We start from the raw sequence: 16,760 nt of genomic DNA, 5'->3' as shown, positions 1-16,760 counted from the left end.
CCTGCTCACGCCCTGTCCGCCACCCCACCACACCCCGTCACGACCCCTCGCCCCGGGCGGACCGCCCACCGCCCGCCCGCCATGATCGTCCGACTTGCCGGGCACATGTGCGTATCTTGAGCGCCCATTCCCCCACCTGCCAGGCAAGTCGAGCGATCATGGCGGGGCGGACCAGGCTGGACCGAGGGCCGGGATGAGGCCGGGACTCGGCCAGGACGCGGCCGGGCCGGGAGGCCCGGTCGGGACTAGGGGCACGGCCAGGGCGCGCGTCGGTGGGCGGGCCGCTGGGGCGTCGTGGGCGGGGGTCGGTGGGCGGGCCGATAGGGTCGGGGCGTGATTCGGTGGCGGACAGGCACGGTGGAGCGGCTCGGCCGCAGTTGGCACGGCGCACAGGAACTCACCGTCGCCCTCGTCGCCCGCACCCCCGACGACCCCGCGACGGTACGCGCGCTCGCCTACCCCGACCTGGTCGGCCGGCCCGAGGTCGGCGACGAGGTGCTGCTGAACACGAACGCCCTGGCCCTCGGCCTCGGCACCGGCGGCTACGCCATGGTCGTCGCGCTGCCCGGACGCCTGCCCGAGGACACCCCCGTGCCGGGTCACATCGTCAAGGCCCGCTACAGCCCGCTGCAGACCATCCGGGTGGCCGCCGACGAGGAGGCCTCCCCGCACCGCACGGTGCTCGCCGCCGCGCAGGACCTCGGCGGCATGCCGGTCGTCGTGGCCGACCTGCACTCGGCGCTGCCCGCGATCCTGGCCGGCATCCACGCCGACGCGCCGACCGCCCGGGTGGCATACCTGCTCACCGACGGCGGCGCACTGGCCGCCGGCTTCTCCCGCACCCTCGACGCGCTGCGCGACCGGCTGGTCGGCACCGTGTCGACCGGGCAGGCCTGGGGCGGCGACCTGGAGGCCGTCAACGTGCACACCGGGCTGCTCGCCGCCCGGCACGTGCTCCGCGCCGACATCACCATCCTCAGCCAGGGCCCCGGCAACCTCGGGACGGGTACGACCTGGGGATTCTCCGGCGTCGCCGCCGGCGAGGCGGTCAACGCCGCAGCCGTGCTCGGCGGACGGCCCGTCGGCGCGCTGCGCATCTCCGACGCCGACCCGCGCCCCCGCCACCGCGGCGTGTCCCACCACAGCCTGACCGCTTTCGGCCGGGTCGCCCTGGCCCCCGCGGACCTGGTGGTCCCCGCCGAGCTGCCCGCGGCGCTCGCCGCCGACGTCGCCCGCGCGCTGGAGCCGCTGGCCGGCCGCCACCGCATCGTCACCGTCGCCGTCGCGGGCCTCGACGAGGCGCTGCGCGCCGCACCCGTCAAACTGTCGACCATGGGCCGCGACCTGGACGGCGACCACGCCTACTTCCTGGCCTGCGCAGCCGCCGGCCGCCACGCCGCCACCCTCGCCACTTCCTGAAGGAAGGGCACCTTCTTATCGCCAGGCGTAGTGGAAGGGCACCCTCCCATCCACAGAAGGTGGATGAGCTGCGGATTCAGTGAGGCGAGGCCGGGTCTACTTGAAGACGACCAGCGCGACCCAGCCGGCGACGAACAGGCCGAGCAGCACGGCCAGCACCCAGGTCGGCACCTTGTACTCGCCGCGCCGGTTGGCGGAGATCTCGTTGTAGATCTTGTCTTGGCGGCGCTGGACCCAGTTGGACCGCACCTCCTCGCCGGTGCGCTCGACCGGTTCGGTCCGCGGATCGTGGTGCTCGCTCATAGTGCAGCGAGCTTAGCCAGCTCCACCCCGCCCCGACCACCGGCCGCCCTCCTGCACCACACCGCCCCACGCCCACGGGACGCCATGCCACGCTGCGCCGGGCCGCCGCCCGCGCAGCTCCACCCCTCGGCCGGGCCGCCGCTCCGCCGTGCATGATCACTGTTTCGTGCCGGATTCCGGGCTTCGACCCGACGATCTGACACCAAACGGCGATCATCGCCGAGCCGCGAGGCGGCCGACGGGAGGAGCGTGACGAAGACGGGAGGAGCGTGACGAAGGGCACCTGCTACATCGCGGAGCGATGAGAAGGTGCCCTTCTTCAGGTCACATGCTGGCGATGAGGCGTTCGACCCGCTCGTCGTGGGCGCGGAAGGGATCCTTGCACAGGACGGTGCGCTGGGCCTGGTCGTTGAGCTTCAGGTGAACCCAGTCGACGGTGAAGTCGCGGCGCTTCTCCTGGGCGTGCCGGATGAACTCGCCCCGCAGCCGTGCCCGGGTCGTCTGCGGCGGCGTCTCCTTCGCCTCGAACGTGCGCAGGTCGGTCACCACCCGGTCGACCTTGCCGCGCTTCTCCAGCAGCGGGTACAGCCCCCGGCCGCGGCGCAGGTCGTGGTACGCCAGATCCATCTGCGCCACCCGCGGGCTCGACAGCGGCAGATCGTGCTTGCGCTGGTACGCCTCGATGACGCGCAGCTTGGTCACCCAGTCGATCTCCCGGCCCACGTCGCCCAGGTTGCCCGACTCCACCGCGGTGAGCACCCGGCCCCACAGGTCGATCACCCGCTGCGCGGCCGGGTCACCCGAGCGCCGCGCCACGAACTCGGTCGCCTTCTCGTGGTAGATCCGCTGGATCTCCAGCGCGCTGGCCTCCTTGCCGCTGGCCAGCCGCACCTTGCGGCGCCCGGTGATGTCGTGCGACACCTCCCGGATGGCCCGGATCGGGTTCTCCAGGGCCAGGTCGGGCATGGCCACCCCGGTCTCGATCATCCGGAGCACCAGGTCCGCGCTGCCCACCTTCAGCAGCGTGGTGACCTCGTTCATGTTCGAGTCGCCGACGATCACGTGCAGCCGCCGGTAACGCTCGGCGTCGGCGTGCGGCTCGTCCCGGGTGTTGATGATCGGGCGGGACCGGGTGGTCGCCGAGGAGACGCCCTCCCAGATGTGCTCGGCCCGCTGCGACAGGCAGTAGACCGCCCCTCGCGGGGTCTGCAGCACCTTGCCCGCGCCGCAGATCAGCTGCCGCGTCACCAGGAACGGGATCAGCACGTCCGCCAGCCGGCCGAACTCCCCGTGCCGTGACACCAGGTAGTTCTCGTGGCAGCCGTACGAGTTGCCCGCCGAGTCGGTGTTGTTCTTGAAGAGGTAGATCTCCCCCGCGATGCCCTCGTCGTGCAGCCGCTTCTCGGCGTCGACGAGCAGACCCTCCAGGATCCGCTCACCCGCCCGGTCGTGCGCCACCAGATCGACCACCGAATCGCACTCGGGGGTCGCGTACTCGGGGTGGGAACCGACGTCGAGGTAGAGGCGTGCGCCGTTGCGCAGGAAGACATTGCTGGACCGTCCCCATGAGACGACCCGACGGAAGAGGTAGCGCGCCACCTCGTCGGGCGACAGCCTGCGCTGTCCCCGATAGGTGCAGGTGACGCCGTACTCGGTCTCGAGTCCGAAGATTCGTCGGTCCATACACAGACACTAGCCGCCAGAACGCCCAAGGTCACTCTCGTACGGTCTGACGCCGCCGGTGTAATCGCGACGGATCCCCGCCGATCGCCGCAACCGCAGGTCGCGCACGGGTGATCACGGAACGTGACGTCAACTTCCGTGTCAAGAACTCGGGTCACCGGCGATTCGCGGACTCCGCTGTCACCGTCACCGGCGCACCCGGCGGCCACACCGCCGCGGACCGCCATCGCAGCGGCCCGCACCCGCCAACGGCTGACGCCCGTGCCAAGGGGCACGGGCGTCAGCTCTTCCGATCGTCGGACCGCGGCTACTGCGCCGCGGGCGGCTCCGTCTTGGGCGGCTCGGCCTTCGGCGCCTCCGCCTTGGGCGCATCCGCCTTCGCCGTTTCCGCCTTAGCCGGGTTCACCAGAGCGGTCAGCGCCGCGCCCGCCACGCGCCGGAACTTGCGACCCGGCCGGGCCCGCTCCAGCACCGCGACCTCGAGCTGCTCCGGGGCCAGCGTGCGGGCCGCGCCGCCCTCGCCGCCGACGCTGCTCAGCGCCTTGACCGCCAGCTTCAGCGCGTCGCCGAGAGTGTGCGACTCGCTGTGCTCGGCACGCAGAATGTTGCCGATCGCCTCGGCCTGCCCGCCCATCGCCATGAACCCCGGCTCGTCCTGCACCGAGCCGTCATAGGTCAGCCGGTACAGCTCGTCGTGCTCCGGCGCGGTCCCCACCTCGGCGACGCAGATCTCCACCTCGTACGGCTTGCCCTGCTCGCTGAAGATCGAGCCCAGGGTCTGCGCGTACGCGCTGGCCAGCGCCCGCCCGGTGACGTCCCGGCGGTCGTAGGAGTAACCCCGCAGGTCGGCCATGCGCACGCCGGCGTTGCGGAGGTTCTCGAACTCGTTGTAGCGGCCCACGGCCGCGAACCCGATCTTGTCGTAGATCTCGCTCACCTTGTGCAGCGTGGTGGAGAGGTTCTCCGCCACGAACAGCACACCACCGGCGTACGTCAGCACGACCACGCTGCGACCGCGCGCGATGCCCTTGCGGGCGTACTCCGAGCGGTCCCGCATGATCTGCTCAGGCGAGGCGTAGAACTGCATGGCCACGGCGTGTCTTCTCCTTATGGAGTTTCGGGAGAGCGGATGAGGGTCAGGCGCCCGGCTGCAGAGCCCGCGCCGCGATGACGTTCTCGGCCATGGCCGCCGTCTCCTCGTCGGTCAGGCGCTGCGTGCCCTCTGCGGTCGCGGTCATCACCACGGGGAAGATCTTGCGGATGACGTCGGGGCCACCGGTGGCGGTGTCGTCGTCGGCCGCGTCGAACAGCGCCTCCACCGCGAGCTGCGCCGCCTCGGCGATGCCCAGCCCCTGCTTGTAGCGCTTCTTCAGCGACGACTTCGCGAACAGCGAACCAGAACCGATCGCGTCGTAACCGCCGTGCTCCTCGTACAGGCCGCCGGCGATGTCGAAGCTGAAGATGCGCCCCACCTTGCCGGGCGTCTTCGCGTCGAGGTCGAACCCGGCGAACAGCGGGATCACGGCCAGCCCCTGCATGGCCGCGCCGAGGTTCTGCCGGATCATCGTGGCCAGCCGGTTGGCCTTGCCGTCGAGCGAGAGCATCGCGCCCTCGATCTTCTCGTAGTGCTGCAGCTCCACCTGGAACAGCCGCATCAGCTCGATGCCGACACCGGCCGTGCCCGCGATGCCGATCAGCGAGTACGGGTCGGCGGGGTGCACCTTCTCGATGTCGCGGCTCGCGATGAGGTTGCCCATGGTGGCGCGCCGGTCACCGGCCATCACCACGCCCTCGTTCGTGCTGATCGCGACGATCGTGGTGGCGTGCGGGGCCAGGTCGGCGTTCATGCCCGCGGGCAGAGTCCGTCGGCCGGGCAGCAGCTCCGGCGCGACCTGGGTCAGGAAGTCCGTGAAAGACGACGTTCCCGGCGTGGTGAAACTAGCTGGTAGACGCCCGGGTGAACCAAGACCCGCTGACACGCTGTCTCCTTCAGATACTCGATCGCCCTGGCTGGTGGTCCAAGTTGTCCTGCGCGGATGGCTCAGGATGACACGTACGTTACCGAATCGGCCGTCATGGTCAACGTGCTCGAGTGTCGGGTGCGCCGCACGCCAGGCGGATGTCCGGTCAGGCCCGACAGAGCAACGGACACGCCATAGGCCTGTCCGTTTTACCCCGCTTTAGCTCACTGACCGCCCTTTTGCACGTATCCGCGGATGAACTCCTCGGCGTTCTCCTCGAGGACGGCGTCGATCTCGTCGAGGATGTCGTCGACGTCCTCGCCGATCTTCTCGACGCGCTCGGCAACCTCGGGGTTCACCTCGGGCGCGACCGACTCGGCCTCCTGCTCGCCCTTCGAGCGGCCCGACTGTGACTGTCCACCGTCCTGCGTGGCCATCTGCGCCTCCCTGACGTCGCCTGTGGGCCTTAAACGTAGCGCGCGGGACCGACTAAAGCGATCACCCGGCGGTGATCACTTCAAGAAGATCCTTTGCGCTGGGGCAACGGTCGAAGAGCGCGCCGACGTGTTTCTTCGTGCCGCGCTCCGGCTCCATCATGGGCACCCTGACCAGGGCCTCCCGGCCCACGTCGAAGATGACCGAGTCCCAGCTCGCGGCGACCACTTCGGACGCGTACTTGGCCAGGCAGCGACCGCGGAAGTACGCCCGCGTGTCGTCCGGCGGCTCGGTCATCGCGGTGCGGGTCGACTCGGGGTCCAGCAGCGTCTTCATCGCGCCGCGGGCCACCAGGCGGTGGTAGAGGCCCTTCTCCGGGCGCACGTCGCTGTACTGCAGGTCGACCAGCTGGAGCTTGGACGACGCCCAGCCCAGGTTCTCCCGCTCGCGGTAGCCCTCCAGCAGGCGCAGCTTGGCCACCCAGTCCAGCTCGTCGGCGAGCTGCATCGGGTCGTCGCCGAGCCGGCTAAGCACGCTCTCCCAGCGGTCGAGCACGTCGCGGGTCTGGGCGTCGGTGTCGGCGCCGGTGCGCGCCTCGACGAAGGCGTGGGCCCGCTCGAAGAAGGCCCACTGCAGGTCGAGCGCGGTGAGCCGGCGGCCGTCGCGCAGCCGCATGGTGTGCTTGAGGGTCGGGTCGTGGCTGACCGCGCGCAGCTCGGCGACGGGGTCGGCGATGCCGAGGTCGGCGGTGAGCGCCTTCTCCTCGATCATGGTGAGGATGAGCGCGGTGGTGCCGACCTTGAGGTAGGTCGAGATCTCCGACAGGTTCGCGTCACCGATGATCACGTGCAGGCGGCGGTACTTGTCCGCGTCGGCGTGCGGCTCGTCGCGGGTGTTGATGATGGGCCGCTTCAGCGTGGTCTCCAGGCCCACCTCGACCTCGAAGAAGTCGGCGCGCTGGGTGATCTGGAACCCGGCCTGGCTGCCGTCCTGGCCGATGCCGACCCGGCCGGCGCCGCAGAAGATCTGCCGCGTCACGAAGAACGGGGTCAGGTAGGTGACGATGTCCGCGAAGGGGGTCTGCCGGCGCATGAGGTAGTTCTCGTGCGCACCGTACGAGGCGCCCTTGTTGTCGGTGTTGTTCTTGTAGAGGTGGATCGGGTGGCTGCCCGGGATGGTCGCGGCGCGGCGCGCGCCCTCGGCCATGACCTGCTCGCCGGCCTTGTCCCAGCGCACCACGTCGAGCGGGTTGGTCACCTCGGGGGTGGAGTACTCCGGGTGGGCGTGGTCGACGTAGAGCCGGGCGCCGTTGGTCAGGATGACGTTGGCCAGGCCCAGGTCCTCGTCGGCGAGCGCCTCCGCCGGGTCGTACGCCGCGCCGGTGTAGCTGAAGCCCCGGGCGTCGCGCAGCGGCGACTCCTCCTCGTAGTCCCAGCGGGCCCGGCCGCCGCGGGCGAGTTCGGGGCGGGCCCCGTAGGCGTTCACGACCTGGGACGAGGTCACCATCGGGTTGGCCCCGGGCTGTCCCGGTACGGAGATTCCGTACTCGACCTCGGTACCCATGATCCGCCGCACGCTCATGCAACGAAGCCTCTCACACCCTGACCGGTGAGACGAGGAGAGCATCCGTGTTCGGGCCAGCCTGGGAGGTTCAGCGCCTTTCGTACACCCGCATGCCACCCGCGATCGTGACCGTCCCGCAGGCGTCGGGCGACCGGGATAGCATCCCCGTTCTGGACCCGGCGCTGCGATGAAGGACCGTGCGAATGACCCCTCCGGTGCTGTCTGTGGTGATCCCCATGTACAACGAGCAGGAGGTGCTGCCCCTGCTCATCGCGCGGCTGCGCCCGCTGCTGGACGGGGCCGGGCTGGACTACGAGGTGGTGGCGGTCGACGACGGCAGCTCGGACGCGACCGCGCCCATGCTGCTGCTGGCCTGCCGGGAGTGGCCGCGGCTGCGGGTGGTGCGCCTGCGGCGCAACAGCGGCCACCAGGCGGCGCTGACCGCGGGCCTGCACCGGGCGCGCGGCGAGTACGTGGCGAGCATCGACGCCGACCTGCAGGACCCGCCGGAGAAGATCCTGGACATGCTGGCGCTGGCGCGGGCCGAGTCGCTGGACATCGTGTACGGCGTGCGCGACGACCGGACCACGGACACGGCCTTCAAGCGGCACACCGCGCAGGTCTACTACCTGCTGATGCGCCGGCTGGTGGGCAAGAAGGTGCCGGCCGACGCGGGCGACTTCCGGTTGCTGAGCCGGGCGGCGGTGGAGGCGCTGCGGGCGATGCCGGAGCGCCAGCCGGTGTACCGGCTGCTGGTGCCGTGGCTGGGCTTCCCGAGCGGCGAGGTGACGTACCGGCGCGACGTGCGGGCGGCCGGGAGCACGAAGTATCCGCTGAGCAAGATGATCAAGCTGGCGGTCGACAGCGTCACGAACTTCTCCGCCGCGCCGCTGCGCCTGGCGACGTGGTCGGGGGTGCTGAGCTTCTTCGCGTGTTTCGTGCTCGGCTGCTACAGCGTGGTGCGGTTCGCGATGGGTGAGACGGTCAGCGGCTGGACGTCGCTGTTCACCGCGATCCTGTTCCTGGGCGGGGTGCAGCTGCTGTGTCTGGGGCTGCTGGGCGAGTACATGGGCCGGCTGTACACGGAGATCAAGGGGCGGCCGACGTACATCGTCGGGTACGACTCGGCGGAGGCCGCCGAGCAGGTCGCCGCGCGCTGACCGCGGCCCACGGACGGCGACGGCGCCCGCCCCCGGAAGGGACGGGCGCCGTCCTTGCGCCTGCGGTCAGAGGTACTGACCGGTGTTGCTGGCGGTCTCGATGGACCGGCCCGACTCGGTGCCCTTGCCGCCGGAGACCAGCGTTCGGATGTACACGATCCGCTCGCCCTTCTTGCCGGAGATACGTGCCCAGTCGTCGGGGTTGGTGGTGTTCGGGAGGTCCTCGTTCTCGCGGAACTCGTCCAGGCAGGCGTCCAGCAGGTGCTGGAGGCGCAGGCCCTTCTTGCCGGAGGACAGGAACTCCTTGATCGCCATCTTCTTGCCGCGGTCCACGATGTTCTGGATCATGGCGCCGGAGTTGAAGTCCTTGAAGTACAGGACCTCCTTGTCACCGTTGGCGTAGGTGACCTCCAGGAAGCGGTTCTCCTCGGTCTCCGAGTACATCCGCAGCACCACCGAGTTGATCATCGCGTGCACGCACGCCTCGGCGGAACCACCGTGCTCGGCCAGGTCGTCCGGGGACAACGGCAGGCCGGTCAGGATGTACTTGCTGAAGATGTCCTTGGCCGCTTCGGCGTCCGGACGCTCGATCTTGATCTTGACGTCGAGCCGGCCCGGACGCAGGATCGCCGGGTCGATCATGTCCTCGCGGTTCGAGGCGCCGATGATGATGACGTTCTCCAGGCCCTCGACACCGTCGATCTCGCTGAGCAGCTGGGGAACGATGGTGTTCTCCACGTCGGAGGAGACACCCGAGCCGCGGGTACGGAAGATCGAGTCCATCTCGTCGAAGAACACGATCACCGGCGTGCCTTCCGAGGCCTTCTCCCGGGCCCGCTGGAAGATCAGCCGGATGTGCCGCTCGGTCTCGCCGACGTACTTGTTGAGCAGCTCCGGACCCTTGATGTTGAGGAAGTAGCTGGTCTTCTTCTCCTCGCCGCGCCGCTCGGCGATCTTCTTGGCCAGGGAGTTCGCGACCGCCTTGGCGATCAGCGTCTTGCCGCAGCCGGGAGGACCGTAGAGCAGCACGCCCTTCGGCGGGCGCAGCTGGTGCTCGCGGAACAGGTCCGCGTGCAGGAAGGGCAGCTCCACGGCGTCGCGGATCTGCTCGATCTGGGACACCAGGCCACCGATGTCGTGGTAGTCGACGTCCGGCACCTCCTCCAGAACCAGGTCCTCGACCTCGCTCTTGGGGATGCGCTCATAGGCGTACGCGGACCGGGGTTCGATCATGAGGGAGTCGCCGGACCGCAGCAGCCCGCCGATCAGGCCCTCCGCGAGGAAGACGATCCGCTCCTCGTCGGCGTGCGAGACGACCAGTGCCCGGTCGCCCCCGTCGAGGATCTCCTTCAGCGTCACCACCTCGCCGGCCCGCTCGAAACCGAGCGCGTCGACGATGTTGAGGGCGTCGTTGAGGAGCACCTCCTGTCCCCGTTGCAGCGCATCGACGTCAAGCGACGGCGACACTGCCACCCTCAGCTTGCGCCCGCCCGTGAAGACGTCCACCGTGCCGTCCTCGTGCCGCGAGAGGAAGACGCCGTACCCGCTGGGCGGTTGCGCCAGCCGGTCGATCTCCTCCTTGAGCGTCACGATCTGGGCGCGCGCCTCCTTGAGCGTGGCCACCAACCGCTCGTTGTTCTCCGTGAGCCGCGACAGCTGGGCCTGGGTCGCGGCGAGCCGCTCCTCCAGTTGCCTCACATGCCGCGGGCTCTCACTCAACTTGCGCCGCAACAGGGCGAGCTCCTCTTGCAGGAACGCGACCTGAGTGGAGAGATCGTTGGCTTCCTTCTCCCACCGCGCGGCGCGCGCATCCGCGTCGTCGCTCTTTGCCACGTCCCACCTCCCCGGGGGTGTCCTCCCGCCGGTCCTACCTCGTTCGGCCGACGTTTAGGGTGCTCCTAACACTAGCGGCTGATCGCCTCAGTTGAACCCTCCCGACACCCCCGTACCCAGAACTCGATCGAGAATCTGCCCTGTCGGCCGACCTCCCACGGATCCGCTCGGAGCGGGGCGCTAGGGTCGGGTACGTGAGTGAGCTGAGGGTGCGAGTGGATCAGGACCTCTGCACGGGCGACGGCCTGTGCGTGCAGTACGCCCCCGAGGTGTTCGAGTTCGACGTCGACGGCCTCGCGTACGTGAAGGGCGACGACGGGGAACTGCTGCTCAGCCCGGGTGCGACCGTCGAGATTCCGGCCCACCTGCGCCTGGAGGTCATCGATGCCGCCCAGGAGTGCCCCGGTGAGTGCATCCACATCCAGCGCACCCATGACGGGGAACCCCTGTCCGAGGAAGAACGCGCAGCCCTGCGCTGACCTTCCCGCATCCCACCATCCGGACACCCGGACCCCCGCCGGCGACCGACGATGTCCGTGATCGGCGTTTTGTGTCAGAAAGCGCGGTCTGACCGCACTTCCTGACACGAGCCGGCGATCTCCGCCGCCACCGCGGCCGTCAGAGCATGGGTCGGCCGGCGAGGGATGCCACGAGCTGGGCGAACTCCTCCAGCCGGGCGATCTGGCCGGAGCCGCCGTCCTCCAGGGTCTTGCCGAAGCGGAGCGCGTCCTGGCGGACCACGTGCTGCGGGTCGTCCAGCGGGTGGCCGTTGCTGGACTCGTCCAGCGAGCTGAGCAGCAGGTACACGTCGACGCTGTCGACGCGCAGGTGGTTGCCGGCGGTGCGGCTGAGCCGCCGGCGGCAGCCCACCTCGGTGATCACCGACAGCGGGACCACCCGCAGCGACGAGATCATCGAGCCGGCGGGGCCGTCCCCGGGGGCCGTGTCCTCGCCGTGCCACAGCAGCAGCCGGGAGCCGTCGCAGACGACGACCTCCTGCCACACGCCGTTGAACTCGTTGACGAATCGCTCCAGCGTGAACCCGAGCACCTGGGTGCCGCGCAGGACGCCCTCCAGGGCGTCCAGCGCGACCTCCGGGTCACGCAGGTAGGCCCGGGCCGCGCTGTCCAGGTCCGGGTACGGCGACCAGTCGGGGAACACGGCCGGGGGCACGTTCACGGGTGTCTCTCCTACTCCCATACCTCGTCGGCGACAGCGCCGGCGTCGGGTGTCTCAGCGGGGGCGGCAGCCTTCTTGCGCAGCTCGTACGCCTCGCGGCCCTTGCTCGGCTTGCGCCGCCGCGGCGGCGCGGTGACCCCGGGGGCCAGCTTGCGGGCGCGCACCAGGAACGCGGTGTGCGCGATCATGCGGTGGTCGGGCCGCACGGCCAGGCCGTCGGCGTGCCAGTCGCGCACCAGCGACTCCCAGGCCAGCGGCTCGGTGAAGCCGCGCTCGCGCAGCGCCTCGACCAGCTCGGACAGCTGCGGCGTGGTGGCCACGTAGCCGATGAACACGCCGCCCGGCAGTAGGGCGCGCTCGACCATGTCGAGGGCCTCCCACGGGGTGAGCATGTCCAGGATGATCCGGTCGAACCCGGTCTCGGCGTTGTCGGCGACGTCGCCCACGTGCAGGTGCCAGGACGGCTGCAGCGGGTCAGCGGGCTTGCCGTCGGCCGCCCAGGTGCTGCCGAACCAGTTCTGCACGTTCTTGCGGGCCACCGCGGCGAAGTCGTCGCGCAGCTCGTAGGACCACAGCTGCCCCTCGGGCCCCACCGCGCGCAGCAGTGAGCAGGACAGCGCGCCCGAACCCACGCCCGCCTCCAGCACCTTGGCGCCGGGGAAGATGTCGCCCATGGCCACGATCTGGGCCGCGTCCTTGGGGTAGATCACCTGCGCGCCGCGCGGCATGGACAGCACGTAGTCGGCCAGCAGCGGGCGCAGTGCCAGGTAGGCCGTGTTGCCCGACGAGTGCACGACGCTGCCGTCGGGCAGGCCGATGAGGTCGTCGTGGGCGAGGATGCCGCGGTGGGTGTGGAAGGCCTTCCCGGGCTCCAGCACGATGGTGTGCATGCGGTTCTTCGGGTCGGTCAGCTGCACCCGGTCGCCGGCGACGAAGTTGCCGCGTCGCGCGGGCTGAACATGGGGAGTCGCTTGGGGCGCCGCGAGAGCGGCGGCGCCCCGGGACGAGCCATGTTCATTCGTCGGTTCGGTCATGATCGGTCAGGTTCCTGTCTCACGTCAGTTTGCGGCTTTGAGCGCCGCGGGGTCGAGCACCTGCACCACGTCCATGACGGTGAGCACGCCCACCACATTCTCCCCGTCGACCACGAGGTAAGGAGTGGCCGGGTCCCCCCGCAAGAGCTTGATCACGTCAGCGCCGCGGGCGCCCGAGGGGATGGTGGCCACCCCGTCGATGCCCCGGGCCAGCGTCTCCACCGTGATCCAGGGCCGGCGCTGCTCCGGCACGGCGGCCGCGGCCTCCGGCACGACCAGGGCGATCAGCCGCCCGTCCGAGTCGGCCACGCCCAGCACCGGGGCCGCGTGCCCGGCCTCGGTCGCGCGCCGGGTCGCCTCGGCCAGCGAGGTGCCGGTCGGCACCGTGAACAGGGGCCGGGCCAGGCGCACCGGATCGACGAGGGGGTAGCGCGAGCGCACCCGGGCGGTCATCACCGCGCCGGCCGCGCCCTGCCAGATGCTGAACGCGACGAACAGGCCGAACAGCACCCCGACCAGCTGGTACCAGCCGGTGAAGTAGAGCCACACCGAGATCAGCACGGTGGCCACCGCGACGACCCGACCCGACCAGCCCGCGACCAGCAGGCCCGCGTCCCGGTCGCCCTTGATGCCCCAGACCACGGCGCGCAGCGCGCGGCCGCCGTCCAGCGGCCAGCCGGGCAGCGCGTTGTAGATCGCGACGATGATGTTGCACAGCGCGAGCTGGAAGGCGATCTGGTCGGCGATGGTGCCGTCGGGCAGCAGCAGCGCGGCGATCACCGAGCCGATGCCGAGCAGCGCGGACACGGCGGGACCGGCCAGCGCGGTGGCCAGCTCGACGCCGGGTCGCGGGGAGTCGTGGTCGAACTCGGTGTAGCCGCCGAGCAGGTCCAGGGTGATGCCCTTGACGCCGATGCCGTAGTGGCGGGCGGTCAGCGCGTGGCCGAGTTCGTGTAACAACACCGACAGCAGCAGGCAGGCGACGAAGCCGAGGCCCGCCAGGTAGCGCGCCGCGCCGTCGAGGTGCAGGACGTCGCCGAGCCGGTCGCCGTACCAGACGGTGATCAGCACCGACATGATCACCCAGGAGACGCTCAGACGCAGCGGAAACCCGAAGATGCGGCCGACCTGGAAGCCGGATTTCCGCTCGCCACGCGAAGCGGACTTGGATGTCGAATCGGTCACAGCGTCGTCTCCATCGTGACCATGCTATGTCGTGCGGCGAGCTCGGCCCCGTCGTACCGCTCGCCTAACCTGTGGGTCATGACCGAGCAGGCACGTCTCCCCCTCCCCTCGCTGTCGCCGTCCCGTGCGGCCGACTTCAAGACCTGTCCCCTGCTCTACCGGTTCCGCAGCATCGACCGCATTCCCGAGCAGCCGACCCCCGAGCAGGTGCGCGGCACGCTGGTGCACGCGGTGCTGGAGAAGCTGTTCGACTCCCCCGCGGCGCTGCGCACCCGTCCGCTGGCCGACGAGATGGTCACGCCCCAGTGGGAGCGCCTGGTCGAGGAGCAGCCCGAGCTGGCCTCCCTGTTCGACGCCGAGGAGTCGATGAGCCGCGAGGAGTTCCTGTCCTCGGCCACCGACCTGCTCGGCGGCTACTTCGCCGTGGAGGACCCGCGGCGGCTCGAGCCCGCCGAGCGCGAGCAGCTCATCGAGGCCGTGCTCGGCGCCGAGGGCGAGCAGCAGCTGCTGATCCGCGGTTACATCGACCGGCTGGACGTGTCGCCCGACGGCGCGATCCGGGTGGTGGACTACAAGACCGGCGGCGCCCCGCGCGAGGCGTTCGAGGCGCGGGCGCTGTTCCAGCTGAAGTTCTACGCGCTGGTGCTGTGGCGCACCAGGGGCGTGGTGCCGCGGGTGCTGCGGCTGCTCTACCTCAAGGACGCCGAGGTGTGCGACTACACCCCCGACGCCGAGGAGCTGACCCGGTTCGAGAAGACGCTGTTCGCGCTGTGGAAGGCGATCGAGACGGCGACCGCCGCGCAGGACTTCCGGCCCAAGCCCAGCAAGCTGTGCGCGTGGTGCAGCCACCAGCAGCGCTGCCCGGAGTTCGGGGGCACCATGCCGCCGTTCCCGCAGCAGGTGACGGTGCAGACGGTGGACAGCCGGCAGGCCCGGCTGGCCGCGGCCCAGCCCGAGGCGTGACCCGACCGGGTAGCCTGCCCGCGTGCCCCTGACTCCCCTGACCCAGCGCCTGAGCTGGTGGAAGCCCGATTGGTGGACGCCGCTGCGCACGGACGCGGCGCTGGCCGCCGGGCTGCTGGGGGTCCAGGTGCTGCTGGCGTACGCGCAGCCGGGCTGGCGGATGAAGACCGACCTGCTCACGATGCTGTGGAGCGCGGTCACCCTGCTGCCGGTGGTGATCCGCCGCAGCCACCTGTGGCTCGCCATCGGCGCGACCGCGGCGTTCACCGCGGTCGGCCTGCTGTGGCCGGACTCGCTGCTGGGCGGGCAGGGCGTCGCGTTGTGGGTGCTGGCCTACACGGCCGCGGCACACCAGCGCTGGTGGCGGGCCCTGCTCGGCACCGCGGCGCTGTGGCTGGTCAACGACCTGATCTGGGTCTGGGCATACCAGCACGACTTCATGGTCGCCGCCGACGGCACCAAGCTGATCTCGCTGTCCGCGGGCATCGTCATCAACCTCGTGGTGATGGTGATCACCTTCCTGATCGGGCGCACCGTGCGGGCGCGCCGGGAGGCGTCGGCGGCGCTGGCCGAACGGGCCCTGGCCGCCGAGGGCAGCCGGCAGGCGCACGCCGAGCAGGCCGTCGCCGAGGAACGCCGGCGGATCGCCCGGGAGCTGCACGACGTCGTCGCCCACCACGTCAGCGTGATCGGCGTGATGTCCACCGGCGCGCGGCGCATGCTGCACCGCGACCCGGCCGCCGCCGACGAGGCGCTGGCCACCATCGAGCAGACCAGCCGCACCACGCTGCGCGAGCTGCGCCGGCTGCTGTTCGTGCTGCGCTCCGAGGGCGCCCGGGACGACGACGCCGACCGCAGCCCGCAGCCGGGCCTGTCCGCGCTGCGCACGCTGGTCGAGCAGGTCTGCGAGGCGGGCCTGTCCACCTCGCTGCGGGTGGACGGCGAGCTGGGCGAGGTCGACCCGGGCGTGGCGCTGACGGCGTACCGGATCGTGCAGGAGGCGCTGACCAACGCGCTCAAGCACGCCGGGCCGGCGCGGGCGCAGGTGCGGCTGACGGTCGACGGCCGGCTGCTGACCATCGAGGTGTTCGACACCGGCCGCGGACCGTACGCGCGTACCCTGTCCGCGGACGGGATCACGATCGGCGCGGTCACCGGCCACGGCCTGCTCGGCATGCGCGAGCGCGTCGCGGTGTACGGCGGCACCCTGCGCACCGGGCCCCGGCCCGGCGGCGGGTTCCGGGTGCACGCGCGGATCCCCATCGAACAGGCAGGGGCGGCCGGCGCGGCGGCCCCCGAGGCGGAAGCGGAGGTCGCAGGGTGACAGTGGTGGCGTGGTGAAGCCGATCCGGGTGCTGCTCGCCGACGACCAGCCCTTGCTGCGCAGCGGTTTCCGCATGGTGCTGGGCGCCGAGCCGGATCTGGACATCGTCGGCGAGGCCGCCGACGGCGCGGAGGCCGTGGACCTGGCCCGGCGGCTGCTGCCCGACGTCGTGCTGATGGACGTGCGCATGCCGCGCCGGGACGGGGTGGCCGCCACCCGGGACATCACCGCGGCGAAGCTGCCGGTGCACGTGCTCATCCTGACCACGTTCGACCTGGACGACTACGTGGTCGGCGCGCTGCGCGCCGGGGCCAGCGGCTTCCTGGCCAAGGACGTGCCGGCCGACGAGCTGGTAACCGCGATCCGCACCGTCGCCGCGGGCGAGGCGGTGGTCGCGCCGCGCATACTGCGCCGGCTGCTGGACCGCTTCGCCGGGCTGCTGCCCGACCCGGACGCGACCGTGCCGCACTCGCTGAGCACGCTGACCGAGCGCGAGCGCGAGGTGCTGGTGCACGTGGCCCGCGGACTGTCCAATGCGGAGATCGCGCGGGCGCTGACGGTGAGCGAGACCACGGTCAAGACGCACGTCGGTCACATGCTCACCAAGCTGGGATTACGTGACCGGGTGCAGGCCGTGGTGCTGGCCTACGAGACCGGCCTGGTACGACCCGGCTCTACTACCTGAGGAGGAGCCCGCCGTCCCGAAGACCGTCCCGAG

The 16,760-nt window shown here is 70.8% G+C and carries 16 protein-coding genes; 6 read left to right on the top strand and 10 right to left on the bottom strand.

Annotated features, from left to right (window positions below):
- The first annotated feature begins 333 nt into the window (after window positions 1-333).
- On the top strand, window positions 334-1,419 hold the full coding sequence (locus HAV39_RS32370) for a DUF3866 family protein (protein WP_191842972.1): 1,086 nt from the start codon (window positions 334-336) through the stop codon (window positions 1,417-1,419).
- A gap of 96 nt (window positions 1,420-1,515) precedes the next feature.
- Here HAV39_RS32370 and HAV39_RS32365 read toward each other — a convergent pair whose 3' ends face one another.
- From HAV39_RS32365 to dop, 6 genes are all read right to left on the bottom strand, one after another.
- On the bottom strand, window positions 1,516-1,722 hold the full coding sequence (locus HAV39_RS32365; protein ID WP_191842971.1) for a hypothetical protein: 207 nt from the start codon (window positions 1,720-1,722) through the stop codon (window positions 1,516-1,518).
- A gap of 324 nt (window positions 1,723-2,046) precedes the next feature.
- Window positions 2,047-3,405 carry a Pup--protein ligase gene (gene pafA, locus HAV39_RS32360; RefSeq protein ID WP_120315584.1) on the bottom strand — a complete coding sequence of 453 codons (1,359 nt, stop codon included), beginning with the start codon at window positions 3,403-3,405 and terminating at the stop codon, window positions 2,047-2,049.
- Between the two features lie 307 nt (window positions 3,406-3,712).
- Complete coding sequence (gene prcA, locus HAV39_RS32355) at window positions 3,713-4,498, bottom strand: proteasome subunit alpha (RefSeq protein WP_191842970.1); 786 nt, start codon at window positions 4,496-4,498, stop codon at window positions 3,713-3,715.
- Window positions 4,499-4,541: 43 nt separating this feature from the next.
- Window positions 4,542-5,384 (bottom strand): proteasome subunit beta, encoded by an 843-nt coding sequence (prcB, locus tag HAV39_RS32350; RefSeq protein WP_191842969.1) that lies wholly within the window; start codon window positions 5,382-5,384, stop codon window positions 4,542-4,544.
- A 206-nt stretch (window positions 5,385-5,590) separates the two neighbouring features.
- On the bottom strand, window positions 5,591-5,803 hold the full coding sequence (locus tag HAV39_RS32345; protein ID WP_191842968.1) for a ubiquitin-like protein Pup: 213 nt from the start codon (window positions 5,801-5,803) through the stop codon (window positions 5,591-5,593).
- A 61-nt stretch (window positions 5,804-5,864) separates the two neighbouring features.
- Window positions 5,865-7,382, bottom strand: coding sequence for a depupylase/deamidase Dop (dop, locus tag HAV39_RS32340; RefSeq protein WP_342355593.1), 1,518 nt, complete (start codon window positions 7,380-7,382; stop codon window positions 5,865-5,867).
- 185 nt (window positions 7,383-7,567) lie between these two features.
- Here dop and HAV39_RS32335 point away from each other — a divergent pair, with 185 nt between their 5' ends.
- Window positions 7,568-8,524, top strand: a complete 957-nt coding sequence (locus tag HAV39_RS32335; protein WP_191842967.1) for a glycosyltransferase family 2 protein — start codon at window positions 7,568-7,570, stop codon at window positions 8,522-8,524.
- Between the two features lie 66 nt (window positions 8,525-8,590).
- Here the strand turns inward: HAV39_RS32335 and arc are convergent, their stop codons facing one another.
- Window positions 8,591-10,357, bottom strand: coding sequence for a proteasome ATPase (gene arc, locus HAV39_RS32330; RefSeq protein WP_120315591.1), 1,767 nt, complete (start codon window positions 10,355-10,357; stop codon window positions 8,591-8,593).
- 194 nt (window positions 10,358-10,551) lie between these two features.
- On the opposite strand from arc, the gene HAV39_RS32325 reads away from it, so the two are divergent.
- Window positions 10,552-10,836, top strand: coding sequence for a ferredoxin (locus HAV39_RS32325; protein WP_191842966.1), 285 nt, complete (start codon window positions 10,552-10,554; stop codon window positions 10,834-10,836).
- Between the two features lie 139 nt (window positions 10,837-10,975).
- Here HAV39_RS32325 and HAV39_RS32320 read toward each other — a convergent pair whose 3' ends face one another.
- Genes HAV39_RS32320 through HAV39_RS32310 form a run of 3 tightly spaced genes read right to left on the bottom strand, consistent with a single transcriptional unit; the run spans window position 10,976 to window position 13,755 of the window.
- Window positions 10,976-11,557: a hypothetical protein gene (locus tag HAV39_RS32320; protein WP_120315593.1), complete on the bottom strand. Its 582-nt coding sequence runs from the start codon at window positions 11,555-11,557 to the stop codon at window positions 10,976-10,978.
- Window positions 11,548-12,570: a tRNA (adenine-N1)-methyltransferase gene (locus HAV39_RS32315; RefSeq protein ID WP_191842965.1), complete on the bottom strand. Its 1,023-nt coding sequence runs from the start codon at window positions 12,568-12,570 to the stop codon at window positions 11,548-11,550. The genes HAV39_RS32320 and HAV39_RS32315 overlap by 10 nt, the downstream gene beginning before the upstream one ends.
- Window positions 12,571-12,594: 24 nt before the next feature.
- Window positions 12,595-13,755, bottom strand: a complete 1,161-nt coding sequence (locus tag HAV39_RS32310; protein ID WP_239121001.1) for a M50 family metallopeptidase — start codon at window positions 13,753-13,755, stop codon at window positions 12,595-12,597.
- Window positions 13,756-13,833: 78 nt separating this feature from the next.
- Between HAV39_RS32310 and HAV39_RS32305 the strand changes: the two genes are divergently transcribed.
- The 3 genes from HAV39_RS32305 to HAV39_RS32295 are packed head-to-tail and all read left to right on the top strand — an operon-like array spanning window position 13,834 to window position 16,727.
- The gene (locus HAV39_RS32305) at window positions 13,834-14,718 is read left to right on the top strand and encodes a RecB family exonuclease (protein WP_191842964.1); all 885 of its coding nucleotides are present in this window, start codon (window positions 13,834-13,836) and stop codon (window positions 14,716-14,718) included.
- Window positions 14,719-14,740: 22 nt separating this feature from the next.
- Entirely contained in the window at window positions 14,741-16,042 is a 1,302-nt protein-coding gene (locus HAV39_RS32300) for a sensor histidine kinase (RefSeq protein ID WP_244958910.1), read from the top strand.
- Between the two features lie 10 nt (window positions 16,043-16,052).
- Window positions 16,053-16,727 (top strand): response regulator, encoded by a 675-nt coding sequence (locus HAV39_RS32295; protein ID WP_239121056.1) that lies wholly within the window; start codon window positions 16,053-16,055, stop codon window positions 16,725-16,727.
- Window positions 16,728-16,760: the final 33 nt, after the last annotated feature.

The organism is Catellatospora chokoriensis (genome assembly GCF_011297315.1).
GTDB lineage: Bacteria > Actinomycetota > Actinomycetes > Mycobacteriales > Micromonosporaceae > Catellatospora > Catellatospora citrea.
The sequence above is the reverse complement of the archived record's forward strand: the minus strand, read 5'-3'. Positions and strand labels throughout refer to the sequence as shown.